This is a genomic window from Mesorhizobium marinum (genome assembly GCF_040813675.1).
Classification (GTDB): Bacteria; Pseudomonadota; Alphaproteobacteria; order Rhizobiales; family Rhizobiaceae; genus Mesorhizobium_K; species Mesorhizobium_K marinum.
In genome coordinates this window covers 960,273-979,335 of the sequence record NZ_JBFOCI010000002.1, presented here as the reverse complement: position 1 = coordinate 979,335, position 19,063 = coordinate 960,273, and the positions used below count along the sequence as shown (strand labels likewise).

Genomic DNA, 19,063 nt, shown 5'->3' with positions numbered 1-19,063 from the left:
TGGAGGGCCGTTTCGCGCGCGGCGAAATGCGAGCGGCGCTTATGGACGATGGCACGGCGCCTATCAAGAGGGACGCCAGCTCCTGACCCTCCACTTGATGCGCCGCCCGAGACGCTTGGCGCCGCCGGCAATGCGCCGGGCGATCGGGTCGGTCGGCGCGGTCCAGCCCTTGTGCGCCCTGCGGATGGCCGCCTCGAGCTGCCTGCGCAGTTCGGGCTCGGCTCGGCGCTCGAACAGGTCGCGCAGCTCTTCCTCACGTTCGGCCGCCGTCCAGCCGGTACGCAGCGGCGAGGCGACATGGATCGACGTAGCCGCCAGCCCGGTACCGAAACGCAGGCCCGGCTGGCTGAGGAACTTGCGCCACATGAACTGGTCGGTCGCCACGGAAGGCGGCGCCGGGCTCCAGCCGACCGGCAGTTCGCGATACGCCTTCATGCGGTGGCCGCCCACCGTCAGGCCGAAGAAGCCCGTCTCGCCATCGCGCACCTTGCGCCAGCAGTTGGGCGCCGCGAAATCACCGCCATAGACGACAAACTCGTTGCGGCCGTGGACATTGATCTGCACCATGTGTCCGAAGTCAAAGCGTTCGAGAAGTCGCGCGAGGCTTGCAAGATGGTCCGGCAGCCAGAGGTCGTCGTCGCCGCAATAGGCCACGATCGCGCCGCGCGCCTCCCGCAGCACGAGATGCCTGTGCGCCTCGCCGTGACGCTCGCCCTTCGAGAAATCGTAGTAGCGGATGCGCGGGTCGCCGATGGCGAGCGCCTCGACGACGGCCCGTGTCGCTGCCGAGGCGCCGTCGCCGACGATCAGCAGTTCGAAATCCCGGTACGTCTGGTCAAGGATACTGCGCACGGCATAACCGATCAGATGCGCATGATCGTGCGTCGGCATCAGGACCGTGGCGAACGGCTTGTCCTTCACGCGAGCAGCCCCGCCATGCGCCTGATCTCGCAGACACGTTCAACGACCAGCGCCCCCTCCTCGACCGAACTCATCGGCGCAGGCCCGCCGCGCAGATGGCGAAGGAACGCCGCGAGTTCGGCCTTCAAAGGCATTTCGTTTTCAAAAAACACCTTGATTTCCGGTGCGTCGAGATCGTCGGGGGTTCCCTGCCGAAGGATCAGATGATCGTCGAGGCTGCCGTTCAACGTCACCGTGCCGGCGGTGCATGCCAGGATCACCGATCGCCGATTGACCGGATGATGGGCCGAGGTCTCGATCACCACGCGCGGCCCGCCGCGGCGTCCGAGCATCGCGACAAGGCCGCTCGATGCCGGGCCAAGCGCGTCCGAAAACGCGGCATCGACCGGCGGCACCTCGCCGAGAATGTGCAGGCAGATCGACAGGTCGTGCGGCAGCAGGTTCCAGATCGGGTCGACCTCGTTGTGGGTCATCGACCAGCCGAGCCGAAAAAGTCTCAACCCCAGCACATCGCCGATCTCGCCGCTTCTTGCATAGCGCGCGATGCGATCGATGCCGGCGTGGTAGCGCCATTTGTCCATGACGAAGATGCGGCCCGACGCCATGGTCGCCAGCCGCTGCGCGCTGGCGAGATCGGATGTCAGCGGCTTCTCGACGAAAAGCGGGACGTTGCGGGGCAACAGGCCGAGCAACACCTCGCCATGGCTGTCGCTTGGCGTGGCGACGACCGCGCCGTCGACCGCAGGAAGCTCGGCCACCGACGACACGATGACATCCGCGCCGTGCGCCCTGGCGTTGGCGCGTGACGTTTCACCCGGCGCCACGCAGGTGACGGTGGCGCCAAGCGCCTTGAGGTCGCGCAGGATCAGCTTGCCCCAGCCGCCGCAGCCGATCAGCCCGACATGCGGCGCTTCATTCACGGCCTGTTCTCAGCTGCTCGCGCACGGCCAGGTACTGTCTCGTCATCTCGGCAGCGCTGCCGGCGGTCGTGTCGCGCGGCGAAAGCTCCGGGTCGCTGACCTGCCAGTCGAGACCGAGCGCGGGGTCGTCCCAGCGGCAGCCGATCTCGTCGATCACGTTCCAGTAATGCGACACCGAATAGCAAAGGCTGGAAGGCTCCGGAAAATGGAAGCCGTGGGCGACCCCGGGCGGGATCAGCGCCGCCTGCATCGACGACCCCTTGAGCGCGATCGTCGTCGCAAGCCCGCGCGTCGGCGATTCCGGACGAATGTCCGAAAGCGCGAGCACCAGCGTTCCCTCGAGGCAGACAAGATAGTCGGAGTGGATGACATGGACATGGACCCCGCGCAGCACATTGGCCGTGCTGCGCACGAAGTTCCATTGCACCGGCTCGATGCCGGCGCCCCATTCGAGCCGGAATATCTCCGTGAGGTTCCCGCGCTCATCACCGTGGGTGGTCAGATCGCGAATTGTGCAGCCATGCGGTAGCTTCACCCCGGATTTCCCCCTCTCGAAAAGCGCGAGTCGTGGGCTTGCTCAAGCCATCGCGCAAACTACGGCATCTTATCGGCCCGCCCCTCGTCAAAGGCAATGATGCCCCCCCCCCCCCGCAGCGGATCGCGGTCGTCAACGCTCACGATGGCCTCGGGTCAACGCGGCCGCTCAATCCGGATCGGCCGGGGCGGCGCTGGCGTCGCCCTTGCGCCTGACGTTCCTGCGGATCATGCCGAGATCGGCGCCGCCGAGCCCGAAGGCCGCTCCGAAATAGATCACCATCGCCCCGACAACGACCGCGGCGAGCGCGCTCGCCTGGACGTAGATCGGCGACTGCGGCGCGAACTGAGGCTCCAGCCAGGTCACCGCGAGGTGGATCGCGCCGGCCATCAGGGCGCAGGCGACGAGCAGCCGCGGCGTCCTCCTCAGCAGGCCGGCGTCTCCCGACCAGTGGCCGCGCGCGATCAGAACGCCTAGCAGCAGGCCGCTGTTGACCCAGCCGGCGACCGCCGCGGCCGTCGCGATGCCAGGCGCGCCCATCGTCGGGAACAGCCACAGCGCGGTGGAGATGTTCACCGCCACCGAGACCGCCGCGAACATCATCGGCGTGCGCGTGTCCTCCCGCGCGAAGTAGCCCGGCGTGAACGCCTTGACCAGGACGAAGGCGGGCAGGCCGACGCCGAAGATGGAGAGCACCTGCGCGACCAGCGCGGTGTCTTGCGGCGTGAAGGCGCCGCGCTCGTAGAGCACGCGCACGATCGGCTCGGCCATGGTCAGGAGCGCCGCTGCCGCCGGCAGCGTCAGGAACAGGGTGAACTCGACCGAACGGTTCTGCAGGTTCGCCGCCTCGATGTTGTTGCCCGCCCGCAGCGCGCGCGCCAATTCCGGCAGCAGGACGACGCCCACCGCGACGCCGACGACGCCAAGCGGCAGCTGGTAGACGCGGTCGGCAAGGTTGAGCGACGGCACCGCGCCCGGCAGCCCCGAGGCGATGGCGGTGCCGACCAGCGTGTTGATCTGGGTGATGCCGCCCGTGATTGCGGCCGGCAGCGCCAGCCACAGGAGCCGCCTGACATTCTTGGTCAGGCGCGGCCGCCGGAAGCCGATCGACACGCCGGCGCGGCGCACCGCGAAGAAGACGATGGCGAGTTGCACGATGCCGGCCGTCAGCACGCCCCAGCCGAGCGCCCAGCCCACCTCGCGGCCGTCATAGCCGCCGTACCAGGCGACGACCAGGATGCCGACCAGGATGATGTTCAGGAATACCGGGGCGATCGCCGCCGCGAAGTAGCGGTGGAGCGAGTTGAGCATGCCGGCCATCATCGCGCCGAGCGACATGCAGATCAGGTAGGGGAACATGATCGCCGCGAGTTCGACGGTCAGCAGCAGCTTGGCCGGGTCTTCCGCGAAACCCGGCGCGATGCCGTAGCGGATGACGAACGGCATCGCCAGTTCCATGGCGATGGTCAGCACCAGCAGGATGCTGAACAGCACGCCGAACACCTCCTCGGAGAACTTCTTCGCGCCGGCGACGCCGCCGGCCTCGATCTCGCGCGCGAACAGCGGCACGAAGGCCGCGTTGAAGGCGCCCTCCGCAAACAGCCGCCGGAACGTGTTGGGAAACTGGAACGCCGCGTAGAAGGCCTCGGCCACCGGCCCGGTGCCAAGCGCGGCGGCCATCATCATCTCGCGCGCGAAACCGAACAGCCGGCTGAGCATGGTGCCCGAACCGACGGTTGCGAACTTCTTGACCAGGCTCATGGCGCAAGCCCGCGAAGGTTTTTGTCCACCCGTCCTGGCATCCTGTCTGCAGCCCCTCCGTCGCGGCTATTCGGCCGCGGCCTTGGCCCTTGCGGGCCGCTCCTGAACGCCGGTCAGCGTGGCCGTCAGGCGCTTGCTGACCGCCTCCTGCCGCGTCGGGTTCTCGATCTTCGCGCCGGTCAGGTCGGTCACGTAGAACGTGTCGATGACTTTCTCGCCGAACGTCGTGATGTGCGCGGAGGCGATGTCGAGCGAGAGGTCGGAGAGCGTCCCGGTGATTTCCGACAGCAGGCCTGGCCTGTCGAGACCCTCGACCTCGATGACCGAAAATCGGTTCGACAGCGTGTTGCGGATGTCCACCCTGGGCTCGATCCTGAAAGCCTTCGCGCCGCGCCGCGGCTTGGCCCGCTTGGCGATCATCTCCGGCAGCCAGGCTTTGCCGGACAGCACGTCCTCGATCAGCCCGCCGACGCGTTCGGCGCGCCGGCGCTCGTCCTCGTCGCGGTCGAATTCGCGGCCGATCAGGATGGTGTCCAGCGCCCGGCCGTCCGATGTCGTGAATATCTGCGCGTCGACGATGTTGCCGCCCGCCGCGGCGCAGGCGCCGGCGATCACCGACAGCAGGCGGGGATGGTCCTGCGCCAGCACGGTGATCTCGGTGACCGCCTCGAACTCGTGCGTCTTGACCATCGTCGCCAGCTTCTTCTTCGCGGCGTCGGCGTCGCGGATGAATTCGGCGTGGCGCAGCTGGTCGTCGAGCGCCACCGTCAGCAGGTAGTTCTCGTAGTGCAGCTTCACATATTTGCGGCGCGCCTTCTCGGGCCAGTCGGCGAGCCCGTCAGCCAGGCGCTCGCGCGCCTCGGCCGCCCGCTCGGCGCGCGTCACCTCCGAGAAGCCACCGGTCAGCAGCAGCTCCGTCTCGTAGTAGAGCGTGCGCAGCAACTGGCCCTTCCAGCCGTTCCAGACGCCCGGTCCGACCCCGCGGATGTCGCAGACCGTCAGCACCAGCAGCAGCTTCAGTCGCTCGACCGACTGAACCAGCGAGGCGAAGTCATCGATCGTCTTGCGGTCGTTCAGGTCGCGCGTCTGCGCCGTCATCGACATGACGAGGTGGTTCTCGACCAGCCAGGCGACGGTTTCCGTGTCTGCCGGCGACAGCCCCATATGCGGGCAGATGCGGCGCGCGATCCTGGCGCCGGCCACCGAATGGTCCTCTGGCCTGCCCTTGGCGATGTCGTGCAGCAGCACCGCGACGTAGAGCACTTCGCGATACTTCCTCAGGTCCGGCATCAAGGCGTGCGACAACGGGTGGACCTTCTCGCCGCCGCCGCGTTCGATCTCGGCCAGCACGCCGATGCAGCGGATCAAGTGCTCGTCCACCGTGTAGTGGTGGTACATCGAGAACTGCATCATCGCGACGATCTTGCCGAAATCCGGGATCAGCCGGCCGAGCAGCCCGGCCTCGTTCATGCGCCTGACATTGAGTTCGGCGTAGCGGTCGGATGTCAGAAGGTCGAGGAACAGCCGGTTCGCCTCGGCGTCGCGGCGCAGGCTCTTGTCGACGAGGCCGAGCGAGCGGGTCAGAAGCTTCAGCGCGTCCGGATGGTATTCCAGCCCGTGCTTGTCGGCGAACCAGAACAGCCTGAGCATGTTCACCGGGTCGCGCTCGAACACCTTGTCGTCCGCGACATTGATACGGTGGTTGTCGACGATGAAGTCGCTGGTGCCGGCAAGCTTGCGCTTGCGCCTCTGGAAGGTGAGGAAGATGCGGTTGAAGCCCGGCACATGCTTGGCCTGCTCCTCCTCGAGCGCGGCGCAGAAGATGCGCGTGAGGTCGCCGACGGTCTTGGCGATCAGGAAGTAGTGCTTCATGAAGCGCTCGACCGCCGAAAGCCCGGGATGGCTGGTATAGCCGAGCCGCTCGGCGATATCGCGCTGGATGTCGAAGTGCAGCCGTTCCTCGGCCCGGCCGGTCAGGAAGTGCATCTGGCAGCGCACCGCCCAGAGGAAATCGTCGGCCTTGCGGAACTGGTCGAACTCAGCTTGCGTGAAGACGCCCTTCTCGACCAGTTCGGCGGCGGCGCGCACCCGGTAGAAGTACTTGCCGATCCAGAACAGCGTCTGCAGGTCGCGCAGGCCCCCCTTGCCGTCCTTGACGTTGGGCTCGACCAGGTAGCGCGTGTCGCCCGACTTGGCGTGGCGCTCGTCGCGCTCGGCGAGCTTGGCCTGCACGTATTCCGCGCCGGTGCCCTTCACCACGTCCCGGTCGAAGCGCTCCATCAGCTCGTCGAAAAGCGCCTGGTCGCCCCACAGGAAGCGCGCCTCGAGCACGGAAGTCCGGATGGTGAAGTCGGCGCGCGCCTGTCGGATGCATTCGTCGACGTCGCGCGTCGCATGGCCGACCTTCAGGCCCATGTCCCACAGCATGTAGAGCATGTATTCGACCGCCGCCGCGCCGGCCGGCGTCTGCTTTGCCGGCAGCAGGAAGAGCAGGTCGATGTCGGAGCCCGGCGCCAGCGTGCCGCGGCCGTAGCCGCCGGTCGCCACGACCGCCATGCGGGGGCCGGCCTTGGCCGTCCCCGGCTGGGCCGAGGCCGCAAAGTCGTGCAGGGCCCGGATGATCTCGTCCATGAGATGCGACAATCGCGTCGCGCAGGCGGTGCCGCCGCCGTCCTCGCGCAGCATCGCCTCGGCCGCCGCCCGGCCAGAAGCGAGCGCGCTCTTGAAGACGCCGAGCGCCCGCGCACGCCGGTCGGCTGGCTTGCCGGCCAGGGAATCGAGCTCGCGGCGCAGCGCAGCGCCGTCGACTATCTCATCAAGCCTGTGGGGAATTTTCGCCATTGAGCCTCGCGGTCCCGGCGGCGTCTATAGAGCAATTCCGGCAAAAGTGGAATCCGGCCGTCGCGGCCCGGCCGGGGTCGCAGGCCTACGACGCCCGGGCAAGCTTGTGGGCGCGCGCGAACGCGACGAACTCCTCGGCGCTCATCGCCCGCGCGAAGGCGAACCCCTGCAGGGCGCTGCAGCCGAGCGACTTCAGCACCCGTGCGTGCCGCAGCGTCTCGACGCCTTCGGCCAGCACCTCGATGCCGAGCGACCGGCCGATCTCGATGATGGAACCCACCAGCTGGCGCTGCGCCGGCGACTTCAGGATCGGCGTGACGAGCTGCCGGTCGATCTTCAGCCTGCGCGGCTTCAGCTTGAGCAGGCTGACGATCGAGGCGTAGCCGGTTCCGAAGTCGTCGATCTCGATGTCGATGCCGAGCCCCTTGATCTGCTCGACGTTCCAGGTGACCAGCTCGTCGCTTTCGTCGAGGAAGATCGATTCCACCAGCTCGAATGCGATGGTGCCAGGCGCGATCCCGAGCTCCGCGAGGCCGCCGATCAGCTCCTCGTCGTGCAGCCGCCGCGCCGACACGTTGACCGACGCCTTCGGCACCTCGATGCCGGCATCCTCCCAGGCCTTCAGGTCGCGCAGCGTCTGCTCGAGGATCATCCGGTCGATCGTGGCGACGACGTTCAGTTCCTCGGCGATGCCGATGAAGTCGTCCGGCGAAAGCAGCCCGGCTGTCGGATGGTTCCAGCGGGCAAGCGCCTCCACGCCGACGATCGCATGCGTCGTGGCATCGAACTGCGGCTGGTAGTGGGCGACGAACTCGCAGCGCTCGAGGCCCGACAGCAGGTCATCGGCGACGCGCTTGGTTTCGCTGATCTCGGCCTGCAGCGCGTCGTTGAAGAAGTGGTAGCGGTTGCGCCCTCGGTTCTTGGCCCGGTAGAGCGCGAGGTCCGCATTGACCAGCAGCCGGCGCGGGTCGACCACCGGGTCGAGGTCGCAGGCGATGCCGATCGACACGCCGAAGCGGCATTCATGCCCCTGGTAGACGATCGGCTGGTGCATTTCCTCGACGATCCGCGCGGCGAGGCCGGCCAGGATCTCCTCCCAGCGCCCCCGATCCGGTCCCTCGATCTTGCAGACGACGACGAACTCGTCGCCGCCCACCCGGGCCACGAAGTCGCCGCGCCGCAGGTTGGATTTCAGGATGCGCGCGGCATGCGCCAGCACGGCGTCGCCGGCCGCATGGCCAAGCGTGTCGTTGATCTGCTTGAGGCGATCGAGATCGAGATGCAGCAGGCCGGCGCGCTCGTCCTCGCCGGAGAACGCTTCGATGTGCCGTGACATCACCTCGTCGAGATAGCGCCGATTGGGCAGCCCCGTCAGCGAATCGTGCAGCGCGTTGAACTCGATCCTCTCCTTGGCCGTCTCCAGCTCGACGTTGCGCGCTTCGGTCAGCATGTTGGCGATCTTCAGCTTCTCGCTGAGCTCGACGTCGGCCGTCACGTCCCAGTTCACGCCGACCAGCCGCAGCACCCCGTTGCCGTCGGTATAGGCCTTGGCGCTCTCGCGCACGTGCCGGATCTCGCCATCGGGGAGCACCACGCGATACTGCGTCTGGAACGCCTCGCCGCTCTCGGCGACGTGCTTTGTCTCCTCGAGCACGCGCGCGCGATCCTCGGGGTGCACCCGCCGCTCCCAGTCGGCGTAGCTGCGCAGCCGCCCGTCGGCTTCGTAGCCGTAGATCTGGCTGACGCGGGCGTCCCAGAACAGTTCGTCGGTCTCGGTGTCCAGGTCCCAGACGCCGAACTGCGAGCTGTCGAGCGCCAGTTTCAGGCGCAGCGACAGGCTTTCGAGTTCCCCTTCGCGCCGGCGCAGTTCGTCGACGTTCTTCAAGCGCTCGCCGATCAATCGGCCGGTGGCGACCGCCGGGATCATGATCAGCACGCCGCCGGCGAAGATCAGCAGCCGCAGCATCCAGGCGTTGGGTGGGGCCTGGTGCCAGCCGCCCTTCGGCACGGCGGCCACCTGCCAGGTGCCGGCCGGCAGGACGACGTCGGATGTCACCGGCTGGTCTGCGGTGACCGCGGCGTCGCCGAAGAAGGGCTCCCCGCCGGCGCCGGAACCATCGCGCCCGGCAATCGCTACGTCGATGGGCAGGTCGCCGTCGAGAAGGCCGCTGTCCTCGAATATCCTGTCGACGTCAAGCACCGCAGAGACGATGCCCCAGAAGCGCCTGCCGCCGTTGCCATCGCCGACGAATACAGGGAAGCGCCCGACGAAGCCGCGGCCGCCCTGGACGAGGTCGATGGGACCGGCCAGCACCAGCTCGCCGCTGTCGCGGGCGCGCAGCGCGGCGGCGCGCTGCGCCTCGTTTACGTTGTAGTCCAGCCCGAGCGCCTGCCGGTTGCCCTCGACCGGATGGATCATCGAGACCACCAGGTCCGGCGCACCGGCGACGAGCTTGAGGTGCGAGCGGCCGTCGAGCAGGTTCGCGGCCAGTTCGGAGAAGCGGGCCTGGCTCATCGCCGGCTCGGTCGACAGCGTCGCCACCAGTCCGCGCACCAGCTGGATGTTGCCGTTGACGGTGCCTTCGAGCTTGGCGCGGATCAGGCTGACATGGCCGAGCACCTCCGTGCGCAACCGCTCCTCGTGCAGGCGGCGGTTCTGGTACTCGGCAAGCAGGCCCACCGAGGCAATCGCCAGCAGCGCGAGCGCGGCGGGCACGTTCGTCGGCTTCCAGATCAGGCGCAGCAAGCTGCGCAGCGAATGGGTCTCTTCTCCCAAGAACAATGCCTGCGCGTCGTTTCGGCTCAATCCGCCGCGACGCTAAGCTCAATCATTAAATAGGGCCTTAAAAATTCCCGGCGTTTCAAGGAAAGAGCAGCCCGTCCACTTACGCAGCGGCAGACGACAGAAGCAGTCGGAAGGTGCCCGCGAGTATTGCGTATCCGCGCCGGGGCGGGTGATGCTGCATCTTGCGCGCGGCGCCGTTTCCTCCGAAAGATGCTGCCGGTCCTGGGTCATCGAGGGGGTATTGCAGATGTCCGTTTGGCGCGGTCGGAACGGGCCGACATGAGCACCACCCGTGCGAACGATGCCGGGATGGCGCGGCGCACGGCGGCCGGCGCCTTCGCTTTTGTCGTCACGCTGTTCGCCCGCTTCGTCACGGCGGTGCACGGCACCTGGGTTGGCAACGAACCGTCGCGCAGGCGGCGGATCTATTTCGCCAACCACGCCAGCCATGGCGACTTCATCCTGATCTGGATCGTGCTGCCGCCGCGCCTTCGCCGCAAGACGCGGCCGGTCGCCGGCTCCGACTACTGGCTGAAGTCGCCGCTGAAGCGCTTCATCGGCCGCGACGTGTTCAACGCCGTGCTGATCGACCGCAACCGCGAGACGCGCACCGGCGACCCCATCGCGATCATGCAGGACGCCGTCGATCGGGGCGCTTCGCTGATCCTGTTCCCCGAGGGCACGCGCAACGAGACCGAAGAGCCGCTGCTGCCGTTCAAGGCCGGCCTCTACCACCTCGCCCGCTCGCGCCCGCAGATCGAACTTGTGCCGGTCTGGATCGACAATCTGAACCGGGTCATGCCGAAGGGCGAGTTCATCCCTGTTCCGCTGATGTGCAGCGTCACCTTCGGCCCGGCCCTCCAGGTCGCCGACGCCGAGGGCGCCGACGCCTTCCTCGATCGCGCGCGCTCGGCGCTGCTCGCCTTGAGGCCCACGCGCAACGGGAGCCCCGCATGACCATCCATCCGGACCTGCTCCAGCTTCTCGTCGGCGTCGGCGCGATTCTCGTCGTCGCCTCGGCGGTCGGCTATGTCCTGCAGCGGCGCTTCTCGCCGGACGGCGCCAACCAGGCGATCGAGAACCTCAACGATCGCATCCGCGCGTGGTGGGTGATGGCGACGCTGCTCGCCATCGCCTTCATCGGCGGGCGCACCGGGGTCATCCTGCTGTTCGGCTTCTGCTCCTTCGCGGCGCTGCGCGAATTCCTGACGCTTACCAATGTGCGCCGCGCCGACCACTGGTCGCTGGTCACCGCCTTCTTCGTCGTCCTGCCCTACCAGTACTATCTCATCTGGATCGACTGGTACGGGCTCTACGCGATCTTCATCCCGGTCTACGTCTTCCTGCTCCTGCCCATCGTCTCGGCGCTGCGCGGCGAGGCCGAAAACTACCTCGTGCGCATCGCCGAACTGCAGTGGGCGTTGATGATCGCGGTGTTCTGCGCCTCGCACGTGCCGGCGCTGCTCAACCTGAAAATCCCCGGCTATGAAGGGCGCAACGTCCTGCTCATCGCCTTCCTCATCGTCGTCGTGCAGCTTTCCGACGTGCTGCAATATGTCTGGGGCAAGCTCATCGGCAAGCGCAAGATCGCGCCGCGGTTGTCGCCTTCCAAGACCGTCGAGGGCTTTGCCGGCGGCATCCTGTCGGCGACCGCCGTCGGCGCCGGCCTCTGGTGGATGACGCCTTTCACCGTGTGGCAGGCCGGCCTGCTCGCCTTCCTCATCGCCATCCTCGGCTTCTTCGGCGGCCTCGTGATGTCGGCCATCAAGCGCGACCGCGGCGTCAAGGACTGGGGCCATGTCATCGCCGGCCATGGCGGCTTCATCGACCGGCTTGATTCCGTCGTCTTCTCCGCGCCGATCTTCTTCCACGTCGTGCGCTACTGGTGGACGGGAAGCTGAGCGTGAAGGCGCTCGCGCAAAACGCGTTCGTGCATGTCGCGGTCGCTTTCCTGGCGATGGGCGGCTGGGCGGTGTTCGCCAATCGCGCGCACCCCCTGCCGGAACCGCTCGTTGCGGGCCTCGTGCAGGGTGCGCTGTCCGGGGCGATCACCCTGGCGCTGAAACGCATGATCGAGGCGCTCGCGGCCCGGCTTTCCGGCCTCGCCGCGCTGCTGGCGCCGCCGGCCGCCGCGGTGCTGCTTTCGATCGCCGTGCTGACGACCATTCATGCGCTGGCCGGCACACCGGAAATCGCGACGACCATCGCACTGCCGACCAGCGTCACCGCGCTCTATTCGGCGCTCTACGCCGCCGCGCTGTTCCGCGCCCGAAAGGTAAGTCATGACTAACGCAAATCCGACCGGTCCCGACAACCGCCGCCCGCTCGCCAGCCGCCAGACTGGATGGGCGGCGGCGCTGACGCACATGCTCGCGAAGACCAGCATCACGCCGAACCAGATCTCGGTCGCCAGCATGGTCGCCGCGGCCGCCGCAGGCGCCGCCTTGTGGAGCGCCGGGCTCGCCGACGACGCGTTTCAGCGGGCGATCCTGCTGGTCGCTGCGGCTTTGTTCTGCCAGCTCAGGCTGCTCTGCAACCTGCTCGACGGCATGGTCGCGATCGAGGCCGGCAAGAGCGCGTCCGACGGCGCGTTCTGGAACGAGATGCCGGACCGCGTGTCCGATCTCCTCATCCTCGCCGGTCTCGGCTACGGCGTCGGCCAGCCGGCGCTCGGCTGGGCCGCCGTGGCGCTCGCCATCTTCACCGCCTATGTGCGCGAGCTCGGCCGCGCCTGCGGGCTGTCCGCCGACTTCTCGGGGCCGATGGCCAAGCCGCACCGCATGGCGCTGGTCACCGCTGCGGCGCTCGCCTCGGTGCTCGAGCCGCTGTGGAACGGCCACAACGAGCTTCTCCTGGCGGCGCTCTGGCTGGTCGCGGTCGGCGCGGGCGTCACCGTCGTCAGAAGGGCTGCGCGGCTGGTGCGGGGGTTGCGGGCGCGGCAGCCGTAGCCTCCGGCTGGAGGGCGCCGGCGATCGTCGCCTGGTCGACGGCGCGCAGCCGCTTGGCCAACGCCTGCAGCAGCTTCCAGCCGATCGTGCCGTTCCTTTCGATCAGAGGACGGAATTCCCAGAAAGTGAGCCCGTAGCAGACCATGTTGGTCGTCGCGGTGACGGTCGCCGAACGCGGCCCGCCGTCGATCAGGGCGATCTCTCCGAAATAGTCGCCGGGACCAAGCGTCGCCAGGGTGACGCCCTTGCTCGATACGGTCGCTTCGCCGGATTCGATGATGAAGAACGCCGCGCCCCCCGTGCCCTCCACGATGACGGTCTCGCCCTTCGCGAAAGGACGTTCTTTCAGCAACCTTGCGATCTGCTCGGCCTGCCGGCGGTCCATGTCCGCGAACAGTTCGACGCGCCGCAGAGCCGCAACGGGATCGCGGGGCGGAGCCGCCGGCGCCTGGCCCGCCGACTTTCCCGTCGTGACGGCGCGGCACTGCAGCAGATAGAGCGTTCCGTCCTGGTAGGCCCATTCGATGTCGCGGCGCGGCCCGTAGACCTTTTCGCACTGCAGCGCGAGCTCGCCGAGGGCAGCCAGTTCCGCGTCCCCGAGGCAGAGCTCGCTTGCCCGCGCCGGCGCCACCTGCTCCTCGAACGTGCCGCCGTTGGGAAGCGGCCGCACCGCGATGCGCTTGCGTCCTGGCCTGCGTTCCAGCACCTGGCCGGAGCGGTCGAGGCGAAAGTGGTCGGGCACCACGAGGCCCGCGACGACGGCTTCGCCGAGCCCCCAGCTCGCCTCGACCAGGCGCTCGTCGACGCCGGTGACCGGGTGCTCGGTGAACATCACGCCGGCGACGGCCGGGTCGAGCAGCGTCTGGACGACGACGCCGACGCTCGGGCGGGTGAACAGCCCGACGCGCTGCCGGTAAGTGATGGCCGCGTCGGAGTTGGCCGACCACCAGACTTCGCGGATCGCGCCGGGCACGTCGTCGGCCGAATGCACGTTGAGCACGGTGATGTGCTGGCCGGCGAAGCTCGCGGCCGCGCCGTCCTCGTCGGCGGCCGACGAACGGACGGCAAAGGGCGGCGACAGGCCGGCGATCGCCTTCGTCACCTTCTCGATGCAGGCGTCGTCGCCCGCCGCGACCGCCTCGACGAGATCGCCGGAAAGCGCCACGCCGGGCGGTACCGGCAGGCCGTGGCGCGCGGCGTCGCCGAGACCGACGGCCTTGGAACCGTAGAGCGACGTATCCTGCGCCTTGGCGAAGGGAACGACCTTCTTCACGAAAGCACCGTCACTTCGCCGGCATCCCCGTCGACCCGCACGACCATGCCGTCGGCGATGCGTTCGGTCGCCTCGCGGGTGCCGACGACGCCCGGGATGCCGTATTCGCGCGAGACGATGGCCGCATGCGACAGCAGGCCGCCATTGTCGGTGACGATGCCGCCGAGCAGCGGCAGCAGGATGTTGAACGCCTCGGTGGTCGATTCGGTCACCAGCACGTCGCCCTTGGCGATGCGGCCGAATTCGGCGGGGCTCGATATGCGGCGCGCCGGGCCTTCGTAGACGCCCTTGCTCGCGGCCAGGCCATAAAGCACCGCCTGGTCGTTCTGCGCCTGCGAGCTGCCGAAGATGTGGCCGATCGCGATGAAGGTCGCGCGCATGACCCGGGCGGCCGCCGGCGGCAGCGCGGAAAGGTCGGGCTTGGGCGGTGGCGGGGGGCCCAGCGTGGGCGGCGCCTCCTTGGCGGTGTGGCCGGCGCGGTAGGCCGCGCGGGCGGCAAGCTCGTCGCCGGACGGGCCGCCCTTGTCCTCCACCAGAGCGCACATCTCGTCGAGGCTGGCGTCGAGCATGTGCTCCACCGCCGCGATCCGCCCGCGGGCCGCGATGCGGCTGCCGGCGGCGAGCGCCGCGCGGCGCATCAGTCCCGACGCCCAGATATCGCTGTAGACGCCGCGCTCGTCGCGCAGACGGTAGGTGAGACGCGCTTCGCCGAGCAGTTCGTCGAAGGCGCCGCGATGGGCGTCGGGAACCATCGCGCGGACGTCGGCGATACGGTCGGCGACATGCGAGCCGTCTTCGTCCTCCTCCGAGACTGCCGCGTGGATCGCGCGCACCAGCGCATCTGGCAGTTCCAGCGCCGATGGCTGGCTGATGTCGAACCCGTCGATGATCCGGTTGCCGACCAGGTCGAGATAGCCGGCGACGGCCGCGCCGGTATCGCCGCCGAGCGAGCGCAGGCCCTCAAGCACCGCGGCCGGATCGCCGCCCGAGGCAAGCAGCCTGCCCGCCGCCGGGTCGGCTGCGAACGCCCGCTTCAGGCGCGCCATCTCGTCGGACCCGCCCGAGGACACCTCGGCGGAACCGCGCATCAGTCCGAGAAGGTCGGACTGCGGCAGGCCGGTCCACTCGGCCGCATGCGCGAGGAAGTCGCCGGTCGGCAGCACCGCGGCGGCGGTAAAGCGCATGTGCTGGGTGATCATCGCGGAATGATGGTCCGCGCATCGCCTGACATAGGCCGCAAGTCCGGCGTCGGGCAGCGCCGCGGGATCGATGGCCTGCAGCTCCCGGTGCGTCGCGATGGTGGCCGGCTTGCGCCGTTCGTCCCATTCGCGCAGCTGCTCGCGCCAGAGCTTGCCGGCGAACACCTCTTCGGCGCGGCGCAGGCGCGCCGGGATTTCCGCGTCGGGGGCCGGCACCACCTGATTGTAGCCGAAGCCGTTGACATAGGCGATCTGCAGCCCGTCGATCAGCATCCCGTAGAAGCGGGCGAAGTCGCCGGTACCCTTGCGAAACGCCGGCGGATGCATGTCCTGGAAATAGCGCGTCATCGGCCGGGGGAAATGCACCGGGTCCTGTTCCCAGGAACCCGGCCCCGGCGGGTCGAAGACAAGAGGGGTTGCGGCACGTGACATGGTCAGGCCCTCCCAAGCCCGGCCGGCCACCTGCCCAGCAGGCGTGGGTCTTGCCCGATGCCGGCCTCTTGCGCGGGATCATGCGCCCGCGCACGCCACCCTGCAAGCCGCTAGCGTTCCGGCGTCCTACCCGCCATGAGCAGGCGGATGATGCCCCTGTTCGTCCATCATCACCACGCCGTCGAATGCTGAGAACCTCGCGACCAGGGCTGGATCGAGCCGCGCCTCGGCCTCGACCACCGCCCTGGCCATGGCCTCCGCTTCCGCAGGGGTGAGGCCGAAATGGCGCAGCGCCTTCGCCTCCCTGAGGGCGTCGCCGCTGCACAGCGCCAAGGCCCACGCCGCGTCCTTGCGGCGCAGCAAGGCCCGGCCGCCCGTTTCTCCCTGCGCCCAGCCGGCGACGGCGACATCGCCGGCGACAGTGATAGGCCCGACTGTCAGTGGCGCTTCGGGCTTGTCGAAAGTGGCCATCATCAGGTGGCGGATCGCAGTTGCATCGACGGCGTCCTCGGCCAGCGCCGGAAAGCAGGCGACCGCCGCGCCGAATGCGATGGCCGAAATCAGGGACAACATGGTTCTCATCGGTAGTGCTCCTCTTTTTCTTGGGACCGGCTTCACGGCGCGATCCTGACCTGGCCTTCGAGCCGGACGATCTCGAAATCGCTTACCAGCACGTCGACGCGGACGCGCCACAAGCCGGCGATGGGGATGTCGACGTCGGCGCGCCAGTTGGCCTCGCCCCGCCTTGCCAGCGCGCGCTTGAACGGCTCGATGCCGACCTTCGGATTGGACAGGACAAGGGTCACCTCCTTGGCGTCGAGCTTCTCGAAATCGCCGGTCAGGATGTTGACCGACGCGTCCACCCTGCCAGCACGGCCGGGCGCGAACTGGATGTAGGCCAGCGCCTTTTCGGTATGGATGTACTCGGTGACCGGCGCGGCGGCTTGCGCGAAAAGCACCCGCGGCGGCGGCGTGAAGCGCCAAGCGGCCACCGCGGCCAACACCACCAGAACGAGCAGCGTTTCGGCGACGATCGAGGCCACCAGCCGGCGCTCCGTCACCGCCTCGCCGGCCCCGGCACGCCGGGTCAGCGACCAGCGGTTCACGGCGGCGAGCGAAAACAGGCCCGCGAGCAGCAGGAGCTTCGCGCACAGCACCGCGCCGTAGTCCGTCTCGAACAGCGCCGCCAAGCGCTCCACCTGAACCAACGCAAGGACGAGGCCGGCGACCGCCAGCACGCCGACAACGGCGGGTATCGTTCGCGAGAAGCGCGCGAGCGCAACCGCGCGTCCAGGCTCCCGCCGCAGGAAAGCGAGCCCCAGCGGGGCCAGCGCGCCGGCCCATGCGGCGACAGCCGCAGCGTGCAGAAACACCATAGGGCGCATCAGCCATTGCGGCGATGCGGCGCTCGCATGACCGCTCAGGGCCAGTGACAATCCCGCGCCGAGCAGCGCAAGCGACGCCGCCACCGTCGCCGCCGGGCCGGACCGGGCCAGCGCGAGCGCGGCAAGCCCGCTCGCGGCCAGGGCCGCCAGCACCGTGTCGCCGTAGCTGGTGCCGAAGCCCGTCGACCAGACGAGGCGCTCGCCGAGCCTGGAGATCGGCGCGCCCAGCGCATCGAGGCCCTGGAAGCCTGCCGAAAGGAACGCGCCGACGATGCCGACCGCCAGCGCGGCGCCGGCCACATTTCGCCCGCTTGCTATGCCAGGCATCAGCACGCGCAGCGAAAACACGCCGCCGATGCCGAGCAACAGCCCGACGTACAGGGCGATCCTGGAGGCCCAAAGGGCAAACCGTACCATCCAGTCCACGCTGTCATCGACCATCGGCGCTTCCGCGCTGGCCTCGCCGATCGAGAACACCACCGCGCCGCCGACCGGATGGCCGTCCGCCGACACCACGCGCCAGCTCAGCACATGCGTTCCCTGTCCGAGGTCGTCGGGCGTCGCGATCTCGACCGACCTGTCGCGCAGCGCAAAGCCGGTCAGCGCAATCGAGGAGCCGTCCGGCCTGACCAGCGTCAACGACAGCGGCGAGACGGGTTCGCTGAATGTCAGCAACAGGCTTTTCGGGGCGGCTTCCACCACCGCGCCGTCCGGGGGGTCGGACGCGTTGAGCGAAGCATGCGCCGCAGCAGGCCCCGCGCCCGCGGCCAGAGCCAGCAGCAGCATCGCCAACAGACCGAATGCTCTCAAGTTTGAGAAGACATATCGCATGAAATTCCTCCCGGGTCGGCCGCGGTGCGCTTGTGGCGCAGCTGCGGCTTCCCTCCGGTCAATGACCGCCGGTCTTTTCCAGAAGCCGGATTCCCGGGGCCGGCATTTCGAGGTCGTCGCTCGTCTTGCCGGCGGCAGGGATTTCGATCCAGCGCTCCGCCGCGCCGTCCGGGCACTCCTGGACGACGAGGAAGTAGAGCATTTCCCCAACCGGCAGGTCGCCGGTCAGGTAGCCGCGCAGCACGAACTCGTCATACTCGTCGTCGCCGAGATTGCCGCCGCTCCAAACGATCTCCTTCACGCCTTCCGACATCGGCGTGCCGTAGTAGTCGTAGGATTTCGCGTAGGCTCCGCGCACCTTCTCCAGCGTCCAGCCTGGCTTCGGCTGCGGCTTGACGGAGATGACCCCCTCCGGGATCTGGACACGGACGACGTTGGTCGGCTTGCCCTCGCAGCCATGCGGCACGCGCAGCACCGCCTTGTAGGTCGAGCCGACAGGGGCCTCGCCCTTCTCCAGCGTCACATGGGCGAAAGCGGGGCTCGCGGCAAGGGCGAGGACCGCGAGCGCGGACAAATGGGTTTTCATCGGAATTTTCCTTGGGTCTGCCGGCGCGCGCCGGCCTTGTCTCTGAACAGGATCGCGGCGCAACGCTTGCCCGACCGGCCAGCCGGACGAGGCGACGCCGCCTTGCGTTTCGGCCCAGGCTGCCACGAAGAAAATGCCGGGCGTCGCCCGGCGGCCCTAGATCGACCGTGGGGGAGCGCGCGGACTGCCCGGGTTGTGCCCGGCAGGCTTCAAGACTATCGGCTCACTCGCCGAGGCGGCGACAGCCCGCGGCAGGAGCGGATGGGCAAGCGCGTCGCCTGCGCCAGGCGGCGCGGCCAGCGCGTGAGCGGCGCCGGCGCAACCGAGCGTGCAGCAGTCAGGAAAGCTGGAATGATCGCGGGCGGGACTCGGCGCATGGCCGTCCGCGCTGGTGATGCAGAGCGGATTTCCGAAGGCGTCGACAAGCGTTCCTTGCGGCGCGGCATAAGCCCAGGGCGACAGCAGCGCATTCAGCACGAGCACCGCGGCCGCGACAAGCGCGAGCGGCAAGCGTCGTTGCTGCTTGGTTGCGTTCAATCCGCACCTCCGTGACGTTCCGTTAGCACGGCCGCCGTGGCGAGAGAACCCGCATTTCACGCGACAAAGAGGCTGCAAGGAAATCCCGGCGGATCATGGCGGAACTGCG

At 68.5% G+C, this 19,063-nt stretch carries 16 protein-coding genes; 4 read left to right on the top strand and 12 right to left on the bottom strand.

Going from position 1 to position 19,063, the window contains the following annotated elements; genetic code table 11:
- Window positions 1-63: 63 nt before the first annotated feature.
- The 6 genes from ABUE31_RS10305 to ABUE31_RS10280 form a co-directional block, all read right to left on the bottom strand.
- Window positions 64-921 carry a glycosyltransferase family 2 protein gene (locus ABUE31_RS10305; RefSeq protein WP_367723445.1) on the bottom strand — a complete coding sequence of 286 codons (858 nt, stop codon included), beginning with the start codon at window positions 919-921 and terminating at the stop codon, window positions 64-66.
- Window positions 918-1,841: a Gfo/Idh/MocA family protein gene (locus ABUE31_RS10300; RefSeq protein ID WP_367723444.1), complete on the bottom strand. Its 924-nt coding sequence runs from the start codon at window positions 1,839-1,841 to the stop codon at window positions 918-920. Before ABUE31_RS10300 ends, ABUE31_RS10305 begins: the two co-directional genes overlap by 4 nt.
- On the bottom strand, window positions 1,834-2,376 hold the full coding sequence (locus ABUE31_RS10295) for a dTDP-4-dehydrorhamnose 3,5-epimerase family protein (protein ID WP_367723443.1): 543 nt from the start codon (window positions 2,374-2,376) through the stop codon (window positions 1,834-1,836). The genes ABUE31_RS10300 and ABUE31_RS10295 overlap by 8 nt, the downstream gene beginning before the upstream one ends.
- Window positions 2,377-2,544: 168 nt before the next feature.
- Window positions 2,545-4,137 carry a murein biosynthesis integral membrane protein MurJ gene (gene murJ, locus ABUE31_RS10290; RefSeq protein ID WP_367723442.1) on the bottom strand — a complete coding sequence of 531 codons (1,593 nt, stop codon included), beginning with the start codon at window positions 4,135-4,137 and terminating at the stop codon, window positions 2,545-2,547.
- A gap of 66 nt (window positions 4,138-4,203) precedes the next feature.
- The gene (locus tag ABUE31_RS10285) at window positions 4,204-6,978 is read right to left on the bottom strand and encodes a [protein-PII] uridylyltransferase (RefSeq protein WP_367723441.1); all 2,775 of its coding nucleotides are present in this window, start codon (window positions 6,976-6,978) and stop codon (window positions 4,204-4,206) included.
- An 85-nt stretch (window positions 6,979-7,063) separates the two neighbouring features.
- On the bottom strand, window positions 7,064-9,754 hold the full coding sequence (locus ABUE31_RS10280) for a bifunctional diguanylate cyclase/phosphodiesterase (RefSeq protein WP_367723440.1): 2,691 nt from the start codon (window positions 9,752-9,754) through the stop codon (window positions 7,064-7,066).
- Between the two features lie 318 nt (window positions 9,755-10,072).
- Between ABUE31_RS10280 and ABUE31_RS10275 the strand changes: the two genes are divergently transcribed.
- The 4 genes from ABUE31_RS10275 to ABUE31_RS10260 are packed head-to-tail and all read left to right on the top strand — an operon-like array spanning window position 10,073 to window position 12,711.
- Window positions 10,073-10,720 carry a lysophospholipid acyltransferase family protein gene (locus ABUE31_RS10275; protein WP_367723620.1) on the top strand — a complete coding sequence of 216 codons (648 nt, stop codon included), beginning with the start codon at window positions 10,073-10,075 and terminating at the stop codon, window positions 10,718-10,720.
- Window positions 10,717-11,664, top strand: coding sequence for a phosphatidate cytidylyltransferase (locus ABUE31_RS10270; RefSeq protein WP_367723439.1), 948 nt, complete (start codon window positions 10,717-10,719; stop codon window positions 11,662-11,664). The genes ABUE31_RS10275 and ABUE31_RS10270 overlap by 4 nt, the downstream gene beginning before the upstream one ends.
- Window positions 11,649-12,053, top strand: a complete 405-nt coding sequence (locus ABUE31_RS10265; protein ID WP_367723438.1) for a hypothetical protein — start codon at window positions 11,649-11,651, stop codon at window positions 12,051-12,053. The genes ABUE31_RS10270 and ABUE31_RS10265 overlap by 16 nt, the downstream gene beginning before the upstream one ends.
- Window positions 12,046-12,711 (top strand): CDP-alcohol phosphatidyltransferase family protein, encoded by a 666-nt coding sequence (locus ABUE31_RS10260; RefSeq protein ID WP_367723437.1) that lies wholly within the window; start codon window positions 12,046-12,048, stop codon window positions 12,709-12,711. The genes ABUE31_RS10265 and ABUE31_RS10260 overlap by 8 nt, the downstream gene beginning before the upstream one ends.
- Here ABUE31_RS10260 and ABUE31_RS10255 read toward each other — a convergent pair.
- The 6 genes from ABUE31_RS10255 to ABUE31_RS10230 all read right to left on the bottom strand — a co-directional run bounded on the left by ABUE31_RS10255 (window position 12,662) and on the right by ABUE31_RS10230 (window position 18,954).
- Window positions 12,662-13,984 (bottom strand): PEP/pyruvate-binding domain-containing protein, encoded by a 1,323-nt coding sequence (locus ABUE31_RS10255; protein ID WP_367723436.1) that lies wholly within the window; start codon window positions 13,982-13,984, stop codon window positions 12,662-12,664. The genes ABUE31_RS10260 and ABUE31_RS10255 overlap by 50 nt on opposite strands.
- A complete protein-coding gene (locus ABUE31_RS10250) occupies window positions 13,981-15,615 on the bottom strand; it encodes a PEP-utilizing enzyme (RefSeq protein ID WP_367723435.1) in 1,635 nt (544 codons plus the stop codon). Before ABUE31_RS10250 ends, ABUE31_RS10255 begins: the two co-directional genes overlap by 4 nt.
- A 126-nt stretch (window positions 15,616-15,741) precedes the next feature.
- Window positions 15,742-16,197, bottom strand: a complete 456-nt coding sequence (locus ABUE31_RS10245; protein WP_367723434.1) for a copper uptake system-associated protein — start codon at window positions 16,195-16,197, stop codon at window positions 15,742-15,744.
- 32 nt (window positions 16,198-16,229) lie between these two features.
- Window positions 16,230-17,786 (bottom strand): copper resistance CopC/CopD family protein, encoded by a 1,557-nt coding sequence (locus ABUE31_RS10240; RefSeq protein WP_367723619.1) that lies wholly within the window; start codon window positions 17,784-17,786, stop codon window positions 16,230-16,232.
- Between the two features lie 103 nt (window positions 17,787-17,889).
- Window positions 17,890-18,417, bottom strand: coding sequence for a YcnI family copper-binding membrane protein (locus ABUE31_RS10235; RefSeq protein WP_367723433.1), 528 nt, complete (start codon window positions 18,415-18,417; stop codon window positions 17,890-17,892).
- A 156-nt stretch (window positions 18,418-18,573) separates the two neighbouring features.
- Complete coding sequence (locus ABUE31_RS10230) at window positions 18,574-18,954, bottom strand: hypothetical protein (protein WP_367723432.1); 381 nt, start codon at window positions 18,952-18,954, stop codon at window positions 18,574-18,576.
- Window positions 18,955-19,063 lie beyond the last annotated feature (109 nt).